The sequence below is a fragment of the Aeromonas veronii bv. veronii genome (assembly GCF_000820225.1).
In the GTDB taxonomy this organism is placed as follows: Bacteria; Pseudomonadota; Gammaproteobacteria; order Enterobacterales; family Aeromonadaceae; genus Aeromonas; species Aeromonas veronii.
Window position 1 is genome coordinate 53,600 of record NZ_CDDK01000031.1, and the last position, 15,652, is coordinate 69,251.

At 62.5% G+C, this 15,652-nt stretch carries 14 protein-coding genes; 2 read left to right on the forward strand and 12 right to left on the reverse strand.

The genetic code is table 11. The features are described 5' to 3' along the window. Nucleotides 1-5 precede the first annotated feature (5 nt). From BN1139_RS12890 to BN1139_RS12925, 8 genes are all read right to left on the reverse strand, one after another. On the reverse strand, nucleotides 6-908 hold the full coding sequence (locus tag BN1139_RS12890) for an ROK family protein (protein WP_005343908.1): 903 nt from the start codon (nucleotides 906-908) through the stop codon (nucleotides 6-8). Nucleotides 909-1,016: 108 nt separating this feature from the next. After that, nucleotides 1,017-1,523 carry a GNAT family N-acetyltransferase gene (locus tag BN1139_RS12895; RefSeq protein WP_005338408.1) on the reverse strand — a complete coding sequence of 169 codons (507 nt, stop codon included), beginning with the start codon at nucleotides 1,521-1,523 and terminating at the stop codon, nucleotides 1,017-1,019. Then, nucleotides 1,511-2,317 (reverse strand): M48 family metallopeptidase, encoded by an 807-nt coding sequence (locus tag BN1139_RS12900; RefSeq protein WP_005349916.1) that lies wholly within the window; start codon nucleotides 2,315-2,317, stop codon nucleotides 1,511-1,513. Before BN1139_RS12900 ends, BN1139_RS12895 begins: the two co-directional genes overlap by 13 nt. Nucleotides 2,318-2,498: 181 nt before the next feature. After that, nucleotides 2,499-3,473, reverse strand: coding sequence for a PstS family phosphate ABC transporter substrate-binding protein (locus BN1139_RS12905; protein WP_005338411.1), 975 nt, complete (start codon nucleotides 3,471-3,473; stop codon nucleotides 2,499-2,501). A gap of 178 nt (nucleotides 3,474-3,651) precedes the next feature. Continuing rightward, a complete protein-coding gene (phoR, locus tag BN1139_RS12910) occupies nucleotides 3,652-4,947 on the reverse strand; it encodes a phosphate regulon sensor histidine kinase PhoR (protein WP_005349912.1) in 1,296 nt (431 codons plus the stop codon). Between the two features lie 8 nt (nucleotides 4,948-4,955). Then, nucleotides 4,956-5,645: a phosphate regulon transcriptional regulator PhoB gene (phoB, locus tag BN1139_RS12915; RefSeq protein ID WP_005338414.1), complete on the reverse strand. Its 690-nt coding sequence runs from the start codon at nucleotides 5,643-5,645 to the stop codon at nucleotides 4,956-4,958. Nucleotides 5,646-5,746: 101 nt separating this feature from the next. After that, nucleotides 5,747-6,157 (reverse strand): VOC family protein, encoded by a 411-nt coding sequence (locus BN1139_RS12920; RefSeq protein ID WP_005349908.1) that lies wholly within the window; start codon nucleotides 6,155-6,157, stop codon nucleotides 5,747-5,749. A gap of 131 nt (nucleotides 6,158-6,288) precedes the next feature. Next, nucleotides 6,289-7,968, reverse strand: a complete 1,680-nt coding sequence (locus BN1139_RS12925) for a sigma-54-dependent Fis family transcriptional regulator (RefSeq protein ID WP_005349905.1) — start codon at nucleotides 7,966-7,968, stop codon at nucleotides 6,289-6,291. A gap of 236 nt (nucleotides 7,969-8,204) precedes the next feature. Between BN1139_RS12925 and exaC the strand changes: the two genes are divergently transcribed. Next, nucleotides 8,205-9,722 carry an acetaldehyde dehydrogenase ExaC gene (exaC, locus tag BN1139_RS12930; protein WP_005349903.1) on the forward strand — a complete coding sequence of 506 codons (1,518 nt, stop codon included), beginning with the start codon at nucleotides 8,205-8,207 and terminating at the stop codon, nucleotides 9,720-9,722. A gap of 80 nt (nucleotides 9,723-9,802) precedes the next feature. On the opposite strand, the gene BN1139_RS12935 is transcribed toward exaC, so the two are convergent. Further along, nucleotides 9,803-10,588 (reverse strand): AraC family transcriptional regulator, encoded by a 786-nt coding sequence (locus BN1139_RS12935; protein ID WP_005349902.1) that lies wholly within the window; start codon nucleotides 10,586-10,588, stop codon nucleotides 9,803-9,805. A gap of 233 nt (nucleotides 10,589-10,821) precedes the next feature. Here BN1139_RS12935 and BN1139_RS12940 point away from each other — a divergent pair, with 233 nt between their 5' ends. Further along, nucleotides 10,822-11,721 (forward strand): DMT family transporter, encoded by a 900-nt coding sequence (locus tag BN1139_RS12940; RefSeq protein ID WP_013724000.1) that lies wholly within the window; start codon nucleotides 10,822-10,824, stop codon nucleotides 11,719-11,721. Between the two features lie 76 nt (nucleotides 11,722-11,797). Here the strand turns inward: BN1139_RS12940 and BN1139_RS12945 are convergent, their stop codons facing one another. The 3 genes from BN1139_RS12945 to BN1139_RS12955 are packed head-to-tail and all read right to left on the reverse strand — an operon-like array spanning nucleotide 11,798 to nucleotide 15,633. Further along, nucleotides 11,798-12,493, reverse strand: coding sequence for a response regulator (locus BN1139_RS12945; protein WP_005338420.1), 696 nt, complete (start codon nucleotides 12,491-12,493; stop codon nucleotides 11,798-11,800). 3 nt (nucleotides 12,494-12,496) lie between these two features. Next, nucleotides 12,497-14,065 (reverse strand): ATP-binding protein, encoded by a 1,569-nt coding sequence (locus tag BN1139_RS12950; protein WP_005349898.1) that lies wholly within the window; start codon nucleotides 14,063-14,065, stop codon nucleotides 12,497-12,499. Nucleotides 14,066-14,082: 17 nt separating this feature from the next. Continuing rightward, nucleotides 14,083-15,633, reverse strand: a complete 1,551-nt coding sequence (locus BN1139_RS12955) for an NAD-dependent malic enzyme (protein ID WP_005349890.1) — start codon at nucleotides 15,631-15,633, stop codon at nucleotides 14,083-14,085. Nucleotides 15,634-15,652 lie beyond the last annotated feature (19 nt).

The following is a 15,652-nucleotide window of genomic DNA, read 5'->3' on the forward strand; positions in this document are numbered from 1 at the left end:
TGATCTCATAGATTGAGCAAGGCTGCGCCGCGCACACCACCGGCGCCGCCGAAGCGGGCCTGGCGTATCTCGGGCAGGGCGACCCCGGGCAGCAAGTGACCGGGCAGACGCAGCGGCAGCTGTTCATAGAGGGCGGGCAGGCCGCTCAGGCCGCCCCCCAACACCACCACCTCGGGATCAATCACCGAAATGGCGGTGGCAAGCCCGGCGGCCATGATCTCCAGCCAGCAGTCGACCGTCTCGACCGCATGGGGTTCATGGGCCTCGAAGCGTCCCACAATCTGGTGACCCGTGGCGCGCTGGCCATGGAAATGGTGATAAAGACGCTCCAGACCGGTGCCGGAGGCATAGGTTTCAAAACAGACCAGACGGCCGCAGCCGCAACGGGGACGGGGCAACTCGGGGTACTTCATCAGCATGGTCGCGGGCAAGGGGTAGTGACCAATCTCGCCAGCCAGCCAGTTGCGCCCCTGAATAAGCTTGCCCGCCAGATAGACGGCGCCGCCGATGCCGGTGCCGATGGTGACGCCGAGCGCACTGCCTGCGCCGTCGGCTGCCCCTTGATGCACTTCGGACCAGAGGAAGCAGTTGGCGTCGTTATCCACCTTGACCGGCCGCTCCAGCAGCTCGGCCAGATCGGCGCCCAGATGGCGACCATTGATGGAGGGCAGATTGGCTGCCACTATGCTGTGATCCTGGCTGTTGATGACACCGGGAAAACCGATACCGACCGAGCCCCGTGCGCCGAAGCGGGCATCCGCCTGCTCGACCCGGGAGCGGATCAACTGCTGCAACCCCTCGTAATCGTTGCCCGGGGTGCTCATGCGCTCCTCGTGGCAGAGGTTCAATGCACCGTCATAGACCGCGAAGGCGATCTTGGTGCCACCGATATCAAAGCCGTAATACATGCCAGCACTCCCTTGTCAGCCCGTGTTTATCCAACTCTGTTTCAAGGGGGACATTGTATTAATTCGCAAAAAAAATAAAGTGACCGAAGGCGAAAAACGGGAGAGTGATCAGAGCAAACGGCTCATTTGTCGCTGCAGGCAGGGCTGCCCGAGGCTTATCAGGGTGCGCTCCTCGCCATCAAAAACGAAGCCACGGCGCAGGTAGAACCCCTCGCCGATGTGGTTGCCATCGAGCAGCCACAATTTGACGCTATGGCAACCGGCGCGGCGCATCTGCATCGCCACCGCCTGCCACAGCCGTTTACCATAACCTTGTCGCCAGTGGTCGGGATGGAGGTAAAACGCGCGGATCAGGGCATGACTCTGTCCCGCTTCCTGCTGTGGTTGCCAGTAGAGCAGGCCAATCACCACCTCATCGAGACAAAGCAGCATGGGCCTTGGGCCCGGCTCGGCCAGACGGCTCTGCCAGATCTGCAGATGGGCGGTGACGTCCAGCTGCTCCAGCAGATCGGCACCGAGCACCTGGCCATAGGCAGCGAGCCAGCTGGCTCGCTGCATCACCGTCATGGCGGCGGCATCGTCGCTGCGCGCCATGCGCAGGCTTATACCTTGCATTGGGGCACCAGACCGTTGGCGCGAGCCTGCTCATAGAGCGGCAGCACTTGCGCCTGTTGCGCCTGCAACTCGGCGATCCGGTTCTCGTTGCTCGGATGGGTGGAGAGCAGTTGCGGCGGGGTGTTGCCACCGGCGGCGGCACTCATGTTTTGCCACAGGGGGATTGCCTCGGCCGGATTGAACCCGGCGCGCGCCATCAGCTCAAGTCCGAGCCGATCCGCTTCGCTCTCCTGAGTTCGGCCATAGGGCAACATCACCCCCACCTCGACCCCGAGGCCAAGGGCGGCCATGGTGGCGCCGCGATACTCGCTGGTGCCCATGGCAATGTCCGCAGCCGCCAGACCGATCCCCGCCAGCTGGCTGCGCGAGAGTCGCTCGTTGGAGTGCTGGGCCAGCACGTGAGTCAGCTCGTGGCCGATGACGGTCGCCAGCTGATCCTGATTCTTGGCCACCTTGAGCAGGCCGCTGTAGACCCCGATCTTGCCGCCGGGCAGGGCGAAGGCGTTGACCTGTTTGGAGTCAAACACCACCACTTCCCAGTTGGTGATGCCATAGCTGGCCGGCACCTGGGCGGTCACCGCCTTGGCGACACAGGAGACATAGGCGTTGAGTTTGGCATCCTTGCTCACCTTCTCCTGCTTCTTCATCTGCTCGAAGGAGTCGGCGCCCAGCTGGTTCATCTGCTGGGGAGAGTAGAGCAGCATCTGGCTGCGGCCGGTCGGCGACTGGGCGCAAGCGACCAGCAGGGAACTACAGAGGGCTACCAGGCCAAACTTGGTGAGGGACGCAATCATGAAGGGATCCTTTGCCATAACGTTGCCCTATTCTCGGAAATGCCGACCTGCTGCGCAAGGGAGCCAGCCCCCGGCTGGCGGAAAAATATCCGTCCTGCGCTATTAACAAAACTGACAGCCGCCAAAAACAAAACGAGCCCGCTTGGGGCTCGTTTTATCAGGGCATGCTGATTGCAAGCAGTTACATGATACCCAGCTTTTTCAGGTCAGCCTGTACCACCTTGGCCGGCACCGGCACGTAGCCATCTTTGGCAACGATGTTCTGGCCCGCTTTGGAGAGCATCATCTTGACGAACTCTTGCTCCATCGGGGAGAGCGGCTTGTTCGGATGCTTGTTCACGTAAACGTACAGGAAGCGTGACAGCGGATACTTGCCGGTGATGGCGTTATCGGAGGTCGCTTCGATAAAGGTCTTGCCATCCTTGGAGAGCGGTACTGCACGCACGCCGGAGGTGACATAACCGATACCGGAGTAGCCGATGCCGTTCAGGGAGGCAGAGACAGACTGCACCACGGAAGCAGAACCCGGCTGCTCGTTCACGCCGCTCTTGAAGTCGCCGTTACACAGGGCGTGCTCCTTGAAGTAACCGTAGGTACCGGATACGGAGTTGCGACCGAACAGTTGCAGATCCTTGCTGGACCAGTTGCCATCCAAACCCAGATCAGACCACTTGGTGGCAGCCTTGGCTTCGCCGCACTTGAGGGTGCTGGAGAAGATGGCGTCGATCTGCGGCATGGTCAGCCCCTTGATGGGGTTGTCCTTGTTGACGAACACCGCCAGGGCATCGACTGCAACGCGGATGGCGGTCGGCTTGTAGCCGTAACGCTTCTCGAATGCTTCCTCTTCACCGGCCTTCATGGCACGGCTCATCGGACCGAACTGGGCAACCCCTTCGGTCAGGGCAGTCGGGGCGGTAGAAGAACCGGCGGCCTGGATCTGCACGTTGACGTTGGGGTACAAACGCTTAAATTCTTCGGCCCACAGGGTCATCATGTTGGCCAGGGTGTCCGAGCCGACAGAGGACAGGTTGCCCGAAATGCCGCTGGTCGGTGTGTAATCCGGCAGGTCTTTATCCACACCGGCAGCCAGGGCGCTGACAGAAAACAGGGTTGCTGCGGTGAATCCGATTACACCAGCCAGTTTGTTGAGTTTCATCCAATCTCTCCAAAGTTACAGAAGGTCCGTTCTTAAGACGGCGCCAGTATCTGACCTGGCAGTGACAAATTTATGGATTTAATGTGACACTTTAATGACATGACGACAGATTTGAACAAATGAAAAGAGGGCCCGTTCAAAGGCCCTCTTTTTGCAGCTAACTCATTGCCATAAAAGACTATTTAATCACCACCATACGGCTCGGGATGAGAAAGCTGAAGCGGCTGCCAAGGCCGACCCGGCTCTCGATATCGAGCTGGCAGTCATGATGACTGAGGGCATGCTTGACGATGGCAAGGCCCAAGCCTGAGCCGCCGGTGTGGCGCGAGCGTGCCTTGTCGACCCGATAGAACCGCTCGGTCAGCCGCGCCAGATGCTCGGGGGCAATCCCCTCCCCTTCATCGCTCACGGCAAACAGCGCCATCGCACCCTGCTTGCGCCACTCCACGGTAATTTTTCGCCCCGCCGGGGTGTAGTGAATGGCGTTGTAGACCAGGTTGGAGACGGCACTGCGCAGCTGCTCCTGATCCCCGCGCACCAGCAGATTGGGCTGCACCACAAATTCGATCTGGTGGGCCCGTTCGCCCGAGAGCGCCCGCGCCTCCAGCTCCAGCAGCCCCAGCATGGCAGGCATGTCCACCAGATGGGAGAGATCCACGGTCGGGGCCGCCTCGATACGGGAGAGGGTGAGCAGCTGATTGACCAGATTATCCATCCGGATGGTCTGCTCCATCATCACCCGATGCGCCTTGGCCCACATGGCGGGCGGGGGCGGCTCCTCGGTCATCTCCAGATAACCCTTGAGCACGGTCAGCGGGGTGCGGAGCTCGTGGGAGACGTTGGAAACGAAGTGCTTGCGAGTTTTCTCGAGACTGCGCAAACGGGTGACATCCCGCACCACCAGCATCGCCTGATCCGAGGCGTAGGGCATGATGCGAAACTCGAGAAACTTCTCCTCGTTGACCGGGGAGTGCATCTCGAGGGGCTCGTCATATGCCCCCTTGCCCAGGTAGGCGTTAAAGGCAGGATTGCGAATGAGGTTGCCGATATGCTGGCCAGCATCCTCCGGCCAGCGAAAACCGAGCAGTTGCTCCGCCAGCCGATTGCACCAGAGGATGCTGCCATCGGTGCGAAACACCACGGCGGCATCGGGCAGCGCCTCGGCCCCCTCCCGGAAGCGGCGGATCAGCCCCGCCAGCTCGCGGCGACGGGCGCGGTGACGCTGCTGCAGCTTGTAGATACCGTTGAAGATGTACTCCCAGCTGCCATTGCCGCTGGGGGGCACCAGGCTGCGGTCGTGCCACAGCCAGTCAGAGAGCCGCTTCTGGAAGCGATAGTGCCAGCCCAGATGCAACACCGCAGCCACCAACAGGCAGAGGGCAAGATGATCAATCAACCAGCCAACCAATGCGAAGGGGGCGTAAAAAAACGCCATTCGCCACAACTGTCGCCGCCAGGCGTAAGGTTGCAACATAACTGCCTCTAGAGACGGGTTGAGAAGCGGTATCCGGCTCCACGCACCGTCTGGATCAATCTGTCGTGCCCTGTCTCTTCAATCGCCTTGCGCAGGCGACGAATATGCACATCCACGGTTCTGTCCTCGACGTACACATTGGTACCCCAGACATTATTGAGCAGCTGTTCACGGCTGTAGACCCGCTCGGGGTGAGTCATAAAGAAGTGAAGCAGCTTGAATTCGGTCGGCCCCATGTCGAGCGCCTTCTCTTCGGCACTGACCCGGTGGGAGACAGGATCGAGTTTCAGCCCCTGCACCTCGATCACCTCGTCTACCGAGGTGGGCGACACGCGGCGCATCACCGCATGGAGGCGAGCGGTCAACTCCTTGGGCGAGAACGGCTTGGTAATGTAGTCGTCGGCACCGGCCTCCAGACCACGCACCTTGTCCTCCTCTTCACCGCGGGCGGTGAGCATCACCACCGGGATCTGGCGCGTCACCTCATCCTGCTTGAGCTGCTTGATAAACTGGATGCCACTGCCGCCCGGCATCATCCAGTCCAGCACGATGAGTTCGGGGTAGGGTTCGCGCACCTTCGCCAGTCCATCGGCGTAATCTTCCGCTTCAATCGTCTCATATCCCTTCTGCTCCAGCACGAAGCAGAGCATTTCGCGGATCGGTGCTTCGTCCTCGACCACCAGAATTCGCTTAGCCATTCCCTTCTCTCTCCTCTGTGAAGATGGGTGCGCCAATTATTAGAACTTTCTGTGACACTTTTATGACTTTATGACAGGCGGGATGATAAACGTTTTCAGATTCAGTTGGCAGCAGCGAGTTGCAGCAGATCCCAGCGGTTGCCACTGATATCCTCGAACACCACCACCATACCGTATGGCTCGCTACGTGGCTGTTCACAAAAATGCACACCGTACGCCTGCATGCGCTGGTAATCCCCCCAGAAGTCATCGGTCTCGAGAAACAGGAACACCCGACCGCCGCCCTGCTGGCCGATGGCGGCCTGTTGCTCGGGCGTGGCGGCGCGAGCCAGCAGCAGCGCCGAACCGGGGGCGCCTTTGGGGGCAACCCGTACCCAGCGCTTGCCCGGTTTGCCCGGTTCATCGAGCCGGGTGTCTTCCAGGAGCGCGAAGCCAAGTCCCTCGGTAAAAAAGCGAATGGCCTGATCGTAATCGGCGACCAGCAGGGTCAATGCACCGATGTGTTGTGACATGGCAGAAAACTCCTCAATAGTTGGATCAACAGGGCGCAATGCCCCGGCAAGGGCGCATCATAGCGGCTGGATGGGCAGGGCTCCAGCCGTCATGTGCGTCTTGAAAACGACCGATGAGGGGGAGTGAGCACTCAAGGGGCTTCGCGCAGCGTCCGGTAGAGGGTGGTGCGGCTGATCCCCAGCTGGCGCGCGGCCTCGCTCACATTGCCGCCGCATGCCGCCAGCGTTTGCTGCACCTGCCGCCGGGTTTGTTCACGCAAGCTGGTCGCCTCCCCCATCGGCAAGGCGCCGGGCTCAGTGGCCACACTGGGCAGATGCAGGTGGGCGGGTTCTATCCAGCCCAACCCCTCTGCCAGCACACAGGCCACTTCCAGTGCCTGCTTGAGCTGGCGCACGTTGCCGGGCAGCGGATGAGCCAGCAGCTGTTGCTCCGCATCGCGGGTCAGACGCAGGGTCGGGTCCATCTCCGCCAACAGTCGCAGGATCAGCTCCAGACGCTCAGCGGCAGGCCAACGGCGCAGCGGCATCAGCTGCTGGCGCCAGCCGCAGATCCGGTAATAGAGGTCTTCGCGAAATTCGCCACTCTGCACCATGGCCGCCAGATCCCGGTGGCTGGCACTGACCAGCCAGAAATCCACCGCCTCCGGCTTGTGACTGCCAACCGGTGTCACGCTGCGTTCCTGCAAAACCCTCAGCAGTCGGGTTTGAGCCTGCAGCGGCAGTTCGCCAATTTCATCGAGCATCAGCATGCCGCCGTGGGCTGCGCGCAGATAACCCTGACTGCCCTGGCTGCGGGCACCGCTGAAGGCCCCGCCCACATAGCCAAACAGCTCGGCTTCCACCAGATCTGCTGGTAACGCGCCGCAGTTGACGCACACCAGTGGCTGCTCCCGCCGACTGGACGCTCGGTGCAGGGCCCGCACCAGATGCTCCTTGCCGCTGCCGGTCTCCCCCTCGATAAGCAGCGAAATGCCGCGCTCCAGCATCTTGAGCGGCACCTGCTGCGGATGTGGCACCGGGCTTGAGTGACCCGGCAGCACGGCGCGGGAAGGTGTCGCGTCCGCTTCTGGCACCAGCCGCAAGCCACGCCCCTCGCGCAGCAGTTGCCTGCCATCGAAAGGGTGCTGGCCGAGCCAGAGCCGACCGGCCCGGTTGGCGCCGAGCAGTTCCCCCTCCTCTCCCAGCAACAGGCGAGCGGACCAGAGGCTCTGGGGATCGAGATCCACCAGCCAGCCCGGCTGACGTGCCAGCAGTGCGTTTTCGAGGGTCATTGCCAGCAGCCGCACCGTGCCCAGCATATCGCCATCGTGGTGAGCCGCATCGGTGGAGATATCGAGCACCCCGAGCAATTGCCCATCCGGCCCGAGCAACGGACAAGCGCTGCAACTGAGGAAGCTGTGCTGGGCGAAGAAGTGCTGATTGCCGAGCACCTGTACCTCGCTCTGCTCGGCCAGCGCGGTGCCGATGGCGTTGGTGCCCTTGCTCGCCTCCCCCCAGCGGGCGCCACTGCGCAAAAAGATACGCTCGGCATGGCGGGCGAACCCCTCATCACCACTGGCGGCCAGAATGGCCCCCTCACCGTCACACAACAACAGGCGACAGGGGCGACCGGCCAGCAACTGGGCAAACAGCGGCAGCACGAAGCGCTGGAAGCAGGAAATCAGCGCCCTGTGCTGATCCTGACGGGCCGACAGCTCCCCTTGGGGCAGCAAGTCCAGATCGGCACTCTGCTGGCGGCTCAGCCCCTGATACAGGCAACGCTGCCAGGAACGCTGGATCGGACCGGGACCGGGTTGAAGTGACTCACTCATCACGCCTCCTGTTCACAAACAGCACGACTGTCTCGGCCACTGTCCAGAAACGGTACAGTTTTATCGCAATAGCCGTGGTCATTGGTTAACCAAGATACGCCGCCACACCCCATTTGATAACGTTTTTGTAACCTTTTACCTGCTGGTCAGACCCTTTGGCACGCCCCTTGCGATATCAGCTGGCAACCGGTCTGTCAGCCAGTCCGGTCAGGATCACACACATAAAGGATGATAAGATGATTTATACCGCTCCCGGTCAGGCAGGTGCCCTGGTCAGCTTCAAGTCCCGTTACGACAACTTCATCGGTGGCGACTGGGTGGCGCCGCGCGCCGGCCGCTACTTTGAAAACATCTCGCCGGTGGACGGCAAGGTGTTCTGCGAAGTGGCCCGCTCCGACGCCGCCGACATCGAGCTGGCGCTGGACGCCGCCCACAAGGCGTTCGCCAGCTGGAGCAAGACCAGCGTCACCGAGCGCAGCAATCTGCTGCTGCGCATCGCCGATCGCATCGAGCAGAACATCGAGCGACTCGCCATCGCCGAAACCTGGGAGAACGGCAAGGCGGTGCGCGAAACCCTGGCGGCAGACCTGCCGCTGGTGGTGGATCACTTCCGCTACTTCGCTGGCTGCATTCGTGCTCAGGAGGGCTCGGCCGCCGAGCTGGATCAGAACACCGTCAGCTACCACTTCAAGGAGCCCATCGGCGTGGTCGGCCAGATCATCCCGTGGAACTTCCCGCTGCTGATGGCCGCCTGGAAGCTTGCCCCTGTGCTGGCGGCCGGTTGCTGCAGCGTGCTCAAGCCCGCCGAGCAGACCCCGGTCACCATCATGCTGATGATGGATCTCATCAAGGACATCCTGCCTGCCGGCGTAGTCAACGTGGTCAACGGCTTCGGCGCCGAGGCAGGTCAGGCGCTGGCCACCAGCAACCGGATCCAGAAACTGGCATTTACCGGTTCGACCGAAGTGGGCGCCCATATCCTTCGCTGCGCAGCCGACAAGCTGATCCCCTCCACCGTGGAGCTGGGGGGCAAGTCCCCCAATATCTACTTCGCCGACGTGATGCAGCACGAGAGCAGCTACATCGACAAGGCGGTAGAAGGGATGCTGATGACCTTCTTCAACCAGGGGGAAGTATGTACCTGTCCCTCCCGCGCGCTGGTGCAGGCCAGCATCTATGACGACTTCATGGACAGGGTGCTGGCCCGCGCCCGCACCATAGTGCAGGGCAACCCCCTCGATACCGCCACTCAGGTGGGTGCGCAGGCGTCCCGCGAGCAGTTCGACAAGATCCTGGGCTACATGGAGATCGGCCGCGGCGAAGGGGCCAAGATGCTGATCGGCGGCGGCCCGGCCAAGGTGAGCGGACTGGAGGGGGGATTCTACATCCAGCCCACCATCTTCTCAGGTCAGAACAAGATGCGGGTGTTCCAGGAGGAGATCTTCGGGCCGGCGCTCGGGGTCACCACCTTCAAGGACGAGGCCGATGCTCTGGCCATTGCCAACGACACCCAGTACGGGTTGGGGGCTGGCCTGTGGACCCGCGACAGCAATCTGGCCTGGCGCATGGGGCGTGGCATTCAGGCTGGCCGGGTCTGGGTCAACTGCTACCACGCCTACCCGGCACACGCCGCCTTTGGCGGTTACAAAAAGTCGGGGATCGGCCGCGAGACCCACAAGATGATGCTGGATCACTACCAGAACACCAAGAACCTGCTGGTGAGTCACGACATCAACCCGCTCGGCTTCTTCTAGCGCGAACAGATACCATCAGAAAGGGCGCCTGCGGGCGCCCTCCTTGTTTTGCTTTACCAGATGACATGTCCGGCGATTTGTTATCGGCCTGACTGCTGGCGATAACGCTGGGGGGAGCAGCCCAGTTCCCGGTTGAACATGGCGATAAAGGCCGAGGTGGAGCCGTAACCGAGCCGCCAGCTGATCTCCTGAATGGGCATGTCCCCCTTGAGCCAGGCCAGCGCCTTGAGCAACCGCAGCCGCGCCCGCCACAGGCCGAAACTCATCCCCAACTCCCGCAGGCAGCGCCGCGCCAGTGTGCGCTCTGTGGTGTGCAGTTGTCCGGCCCACTGGACCAGAGTACGGGGATCGGCAGGATCGCTGTGTAACGCCGCCAGCATGGGAGCCAACAGCTTGTCCTGACTCATCGGCAGGTAGCTCTCCTGACAGCGGGTGCGCGCCAGTCGCTCCACCAGCAACTCGGCCTGACGCTGATCCCACTCATCCGCCATATGGCTCACCCGCCGTTCGCAAAAATCGCTCAGCAGGGCGCGAATAAGTGGGGTAAGCAGCAGCAATCTGGGCTCTGACGGCAGCTTGGCCGCCAGCTCGTGGCTGACGTAGATGGAGGTGTAGTCGAGGGTCTGCTCGTTGTAGGAGGTGTGCTCGAGATCCGCCGGCACCCAGATAAGATAGTCGGCAGGAGCCACCAGTCGCTGATCCCCCAGCTCTATCTCCATGATCCCCAGACTGATCATATTGAGCTGGCCCCAGGGGTGGGAGTGCAGCACGGTCGCGCTGTCGGCCAGCATCTGCTGGTAACTGAAAAAGAGCGGATTGGGAGCGGGCAGAACGACATCTAGCGGCTGAAAGTGGTGAGTGGCCATCAGCGCCCCTTGTCAGCGAGAGAGAGTAACAGGCGTGATGCAACGCCCTGTTGGCTCGGTCCCCGGCACAGGCCAAAAGCAGCCATCAGTTGCGGGCAAACGCAGCCCGGGTGGGCCGGAATAAGGTGCATCAGAAAGAGTTGTCTTTTCTGCTGGGTCATCTGTCTGTTTTACGCTACTTGATAATATAAAGACAAGGGTAGACTTGGCCCCCTGTTAATAAGGAGCCTCTGATGCGAATCTTTTCCCCTCTTCTCTTTCCGCTGATGGCGGTGCTGATCTGGGCTACCAATACCGTGGTGTCCAAGGCGGCCGCCAGCGTGCTCGACCCCGCGGCTATCTCCTTCTATCGCTGGGTGATTGCCGCCCTGGCGCTGACCCCCTTCTGTCTGCCAACCCTCTGGCGGCGACGCAGTGAGGTTCGCCCCTGGCTCGGCAAGCTGCTGGTGCTGGCGGCGCTCGGTATGGTGCTCTACCAGTGCCTCGCCTATTACGCCGCCCACAGCACCTCGGCTACCAATATGGGGGTGATCGGCTCCCTCATTCCACTGCTCACCCTGCTGCAAGGGGCGCTCTTCTTCGGCCAGCGTCCCGGCAAACAGGCACTGCTCGGCATGAGTCTCTCCCTGTTCGGGGTGCTCTGGCTGCTTGGCAAGGGCGAACCGCTCGCCCTGCTCCATAACGGCATCAACCCGGGGGATGGCATGATGTTGTTGGGCTCCGCCAGCTACGCCCTTTACGGCCTATTGATCCGCCGCTGGCACCTGCCGTTTGGCCCCTGGCTAAACCTCTACATGCAGATCCTGCTGGCGGTGCTACTGCTGGTGCCGCTCGCTCTCAGTGCCGACTCGATGGCAGTGCCGGCCGAAGGGTGGGGACTGGTGCTCTTCGCCGGGCTCGCCTCCTCCCTGCTGGCGGCTTACTGCTGGATGCGCGGCCTCGCCTGCATGGGGGCAGAGCGCACCTCGGTCTTTATGAACCTGATGCCGCTCTGTACGGCGCTGATCGCCGTCGTCGGCCTGGGCGAGCCAATCCACGGCTATCACCTGCTGGGTGGCGGGCTGATCCTGGGCGGGGTGATGGCCTCCCAGCTGAAGGGGCGTGCGCCGGTAGCCGAACGGGAAGCCGCCTGAGAACCAACATCGTCCGGAAACAACAAGGGAGCCCATGGCTCCCTTGTTGTTTCTGCAATGTACACCAGTGCGCATCTCAACCAGCCCGGCGCCAGCGGTAGCGCCGCTCCGGTCGCCCCCGCTGGCCGTAGTTGAGATCCACATCCACCCGATCTTCCGACTCCAGATACTCCAGATAGCGGCGCGCCGTGGTGCGGCTGAGGGAGAGCCGCAGCGCCACCGTGTCGGTGGAAAAGACGTTCTCCGGCTCGCCCGCCAGCAGATCCAGCACCTGACGCAGGGTGATGCTGTCGATCCCCTTGGGAGTGACGCGCATCTCCTTGATCTGGGAGCGCCCTCCCTTGCCCAGCAGCTTGTCGAGATCTTCCTGCTCCAGCCGACCCCGCTCGCAGAGGCGGCTGTGCAGTTGCAGGATCTCGTCCAGACTCTGCTGGATGCGAAACAGCCGCAATGGTTTGATGACATAGTCATGAACCCCCAGGTTGAGGGCCTGCTGGATGGTCTCCACATCCCGCGAGGCAGTAACCATGATGACGTAGGCTTCGCGGTTGTGGCTACGCAGGCGGCTCACCCACTCAAGGCCGGAGCCATCGGGCAGGGAGACATCCACCAGCAGCAGTTGGGGCACCACACCGGCCATCATGGCATCGGCCTGGGCCAGGGTGCCGGCCCGCCCCAGCAGGGAGAAACCGGGTGTCGCCGCCACCAGTTCTGACAAGATGGCACCGATCCGATCGTCATCTTCAATAACAAGCGTGATTATTGGGTCCATGGCTCACATTAATTGGTTTTTATTCAAGTAGATACCAAACAGGGTGGTCTGCTCGGCGGTTCGCCGCCATTCTATCACACCCTCGTGCCGACCCACGGTCTCCTTGACCAGGAACAGACCCACTCCGTGATCGCCGCTCTGACGACTCACCCCGTAATCGAACAGATGAACGGCCAACTCCTCGTCGACCCCCTCGCCGCTATCCTCCACCTCGATCACCAGCCGCCGCCCCACATCGCACAGAGAGAGCAGCACCCGCGGCGGCCGCTGCTGGCGATTGCGCCAGGCCGCCTGCAGGCCGTTGTCCAGCAGGTTGCCAATGAGGGTAATGAGATCGGCCGAGACCGAGGCCGGATACTCCGCCAGCGCCGAATCGGGATCGAGCTCCAGGGTCACCCCCAGCTCGCGAGCCCGGCTGAACTTGCCGAGAATAAGCCCCGCCACCGGCTTGTTGTCGATCAGCCGCAGCAGCTCCTGCAGCATGGTCTGGCACGCTTCGTTCTCCTGCTGGATAAGCTCCACCGCCTGATCCACATGGCCCAGCTGCAACAGGCCGGAGAGACTGCTCAGCTTGTTGGCAAACTCGTGGCTCTGCATCCGCAGCATCTCGGCATACTGGCGCAGATGGGTCACCTGCACCCCCAGACTGGCGGCCACCTCCGGACGGCTGAAGATCAGCAGCCGCCCCGGCGCCTTGCCCTGCACCGCCTGCCAGCGACCGACAAAGGACTCCCCCTGAATGGTGAAGCTCACTTCCCCCCCCTCCTGCTCCAGACAGGGGGCAAGGGGTGGCACCAGCTCCGCCAGCGACTGCCCCTGCAGGGCGTGGCGCCCGGTGACCGGCAGCCGCAGCTGATAGCTGGCGGTGCTGTTGATCATGTTGATATTTCCGCGACCGTCGAGGGCAATCACCCCTTCGGTGATGTGCTCCAGCACCAGATCCTGCAGGGTGAAGCGGCGCACGATCGCCTCCGGCTCCAGATCGAGCAGGGTCTTGCGCAGCAGGTATTGCACCCAGAGTGCCAACAGCAGGCCGCACCCCAGCACAGCAACGATGGCGCAGATGAGCAGGGCCACCCGCTCCATATAGATGCCCTCCACCTGCTGCATCAGGTAGCCCACCACCACGGCCCCCATGACGCGCCCATCCCCGCCAACCACCGGGGAGAAGCAGCGGATCGCCGGCCCCATGGTGCCCCGATCCTTGGAGCAGTAGCTGCGCCGCTCCTGCAGCGCGGGCCAGATATCCTCGCCGCGGAACTTCTGACCCACCAGATCGGGGTTGGGGTGGCTGAGGCGGCGACCATGCTCGTCGGTCACCACCATATAGGTGGCGTCGGTGCGGTTGCAGACCGCCTCCACATAGTCGCGCAGGGTAGGATCACTGCCCTGACGCAGGGCCTCGACCACCCGGGTGTCCGCCGCCATAACCCGCGCCAGATCGCTCCCCTTATCCTGCAGATTGCTCTCCAGCAGATGGCGGATAAAGAGGGCCAGCAGGCTGCCCAGAATGAGGATCAGCAGCAGGGAGAGCCCAAGAGAGAGGGTGACCAACTGGTGGCGAAGTTTCATGCACATACCTTAAAACGTCAGGACGCTGCCCAATAGTGCGGATGCCACCAGGTCTGGTCAATCAAAGGTGCCGGATCGCCGACAAAATCGGCCAATCCTTCCTCGCGGGCGCAGAGCGCCACCGCTCTGGCGACGGCGCGGGCCACCTCTCCCACCTGCTCGATGGGGGGCAACAGCCGGCCCGCCACCAGCGGATAGGCGCCGACAGCCCGCACCGCGGCCAGCAACATGCCATCGCTGATGCGGCGCGCCTTGACGGCGCAGGCCCCGAGACCAATCCCCGGGAAGACATAGACGTTGTTGCACTGGGAGACTACCCGCAGCTCCCCGGCCACCGTTACCGGCGCAAAGGGGCTGCCGGTGGCCAGCAGGGCGCGGCCATCTGTGGCGGCCCACACCTGCTCGGGGGTAGCCTCGGCACTGTGGGTCGGGTTGGAGAGTGGCAGGATCACCGGCTGATCGCACACCTCCCCCATCGCCTGCAACACCTCGCCAGTAAAGAGGCCGCCCTGACCGCTCACGCCAATCAAGACCGCCGGGCGCACCTGGCGGATGGTCTCCAGCAGCGAACTGCGCCCCTCCTCCACGGCACGGGCAAATGGCTGTTGGGCGTGGGTCAAATTGGGACGATCGCTGCAGACCACTCCGTCCTGATCAAACAGCCAGACGCCGTCGTGACTCCCCGCCAGCTGGGCCAGCATGGCGGCGATGCCGCAACCGGCAGAACCCGCGCCGACGATCAGTACCGGGGCATCGCACAGGGCGGTACCCGCCTGCTGCAACCCGGCCAGCACGCAGGCAGAAGCCACTGCCGCCGTGCCCTGAATATCGTCGTTGAACATGCAGAGCTCATCGCGATAACGGGTCAGCAAGTTGGCGGCATGCTTGCCGGCAAAGTCTTCAAACTGCAGCACCACCTGCGGCCAGCGCTTGCGAATGGCGGCCACCACCTTGTCCATGAAGTGGTAATAGCTCTCGCCGTCGATACGCGGGGATTGCCAGCCGAGGTAGGAGTCATCCTCCAGCAGCTCGGGGTTGTTGGTGCCCACATCGACGCAGAGCGGCAGGGTACGGGCCGGGTTGATTCCACCCGCAGCGGAGTAAAGCGCCAGCTTGCCGATACAGATCCCCATGCCGCCGATACCGAGATCGCCGAGCCCTAGCACCCGCTCACCGTCGGAGATGACGATCACGTCCACCTCCTGCTCTACAGACTCGAGGATGTCGTCAAGGTCATCCCGGTCGTGCCAGGAGAGGTAGAGGCCGTGACTGCGCAGATAGAGATCGCTGTGGCGCTGGCACGCCTCTCCCACCACCGGGGTGTAGATGATCGGCAGCAACTCAGGCAGATGGTGGCGCACCAGATCGTAGAACAGCACCGGGTTGTCCTCCTGCAACTGGCGCAGCAGCAAATGCTGGTCAAACGGACTCTGCATGGCGCTGACCAATCGGTAGATCCGGCGCCGCTGCTGGGAGAGGGACTCCTCCTTGTGGGGCATGCGACCCCGTACACCCTGACGCTTGCGCTCGGCATAGGGCAGGCTGGTGCCCATCATGATGTCGTTCATTTTGTTTGTTCCTCAATCC

Excerpts from the sequence above, each read along its gene's own strand:
- BN1139_RS12890 (WP_005343908.1), bottom strand. The coding sequence starts at position 908 with ATGTATTACGGCTTTGATATCGGTGGCACCAAGATCGCCTTCGCGGTC.
- BN1139_RS12895 (WP_005338408.1), bottom strand. The coding sequence starts at position 1,523 with ATGCAAGGTATAAGCCTGCGCATGGCGCGCAGCGACGATGCCGCCGCC.
- BN1139_RS12900 (WP_005349916.1), bottom strand. The coding sequence starts at position 2,317 with ATGATTGCGTCCCTCACCAAGTTTGGCCTGGTAGCCCTCTGTAGTTCC.
- BN1139_RS12905 (WP_005338411.1), bottom strand. The coding sequence starts at position 3,473 with ATGAAACTCAACAAACTGGCTGGTGTAATCGGATTCACCGCAGCAACC.
- phoR (WP_005349912.1), bottom strand. The coding sequence starts at position 4,947 with ATGTTGCAACCTTACGCCTGGCGGCGACAGTTGTGGCGAATGGCGTTT.
- phoB (WP_005338414.1), bottom strand. The coding sequence starts at position 5,645 with ATGGCTAAGCGAATTCTGGTGGTCGAGGACGAAGCACCGATCCGCGAA.
- BN1139_RS12920 (WP_005349908.1), bottom strand. The coding sequence starts at position 6,157 with ATGTCACAACACATCGGTGCATTGACCCTGCTGGTCGCCGATTACGAT.
- BN1139_RS12925 (WP_005349905.1), bottom strand. The coding sequence starts at position 7,968 with ATGAGTGAGTCACTTCAACCCGGTCCCGGTCCGATCCAGCGTTCCTGG.
- exaC (WP_005349903.1), top strand. The coding sequence starts at position 8,205 with ATGATTTATACCGCTCCCGGTCAGGCAGGTGCCCTGGTCAGCTTCAAG.
- BN1139_RS12935 (WP_005349902.1), bottom strand. The coding sequence starts at position 10,588 with ATGGCCACTCACCACTTTCAGCCGCTAGATGTCGTTCTGCCCGCTCCC.
- BN1139_RS12940 (WP_013724000.1), top strand. The coding sequence starts at position 10,822 with ATGCGAATCTTTTCCCCTCTTCTCTTTCCGCTGATGGCGGTGCTGATC.
- BN1139_RS12945 (WP_005338420.1), bottom strand. The coding sequence starts at position 12,493 with ATGGACCCAATAATCACGCTTGTTATTGAAGATGACGATCGGATCGGT.
- BN1139_RS12950 (WP_005349898.1), bottom strand. The coding sequence starts at position 14,065 with ATGAAACTTCGCCACCAGTTGGTCACCCTCTCTCTTGGGCTCTCCCTG.
- BN1139_RS12955 (WP_005349890.1), bottom strand. The coding sequence starts at position 15,633 with ATGAACGACATCATGATGGGCACCAGCCTGCCCTATGCCGAGCGCAAG.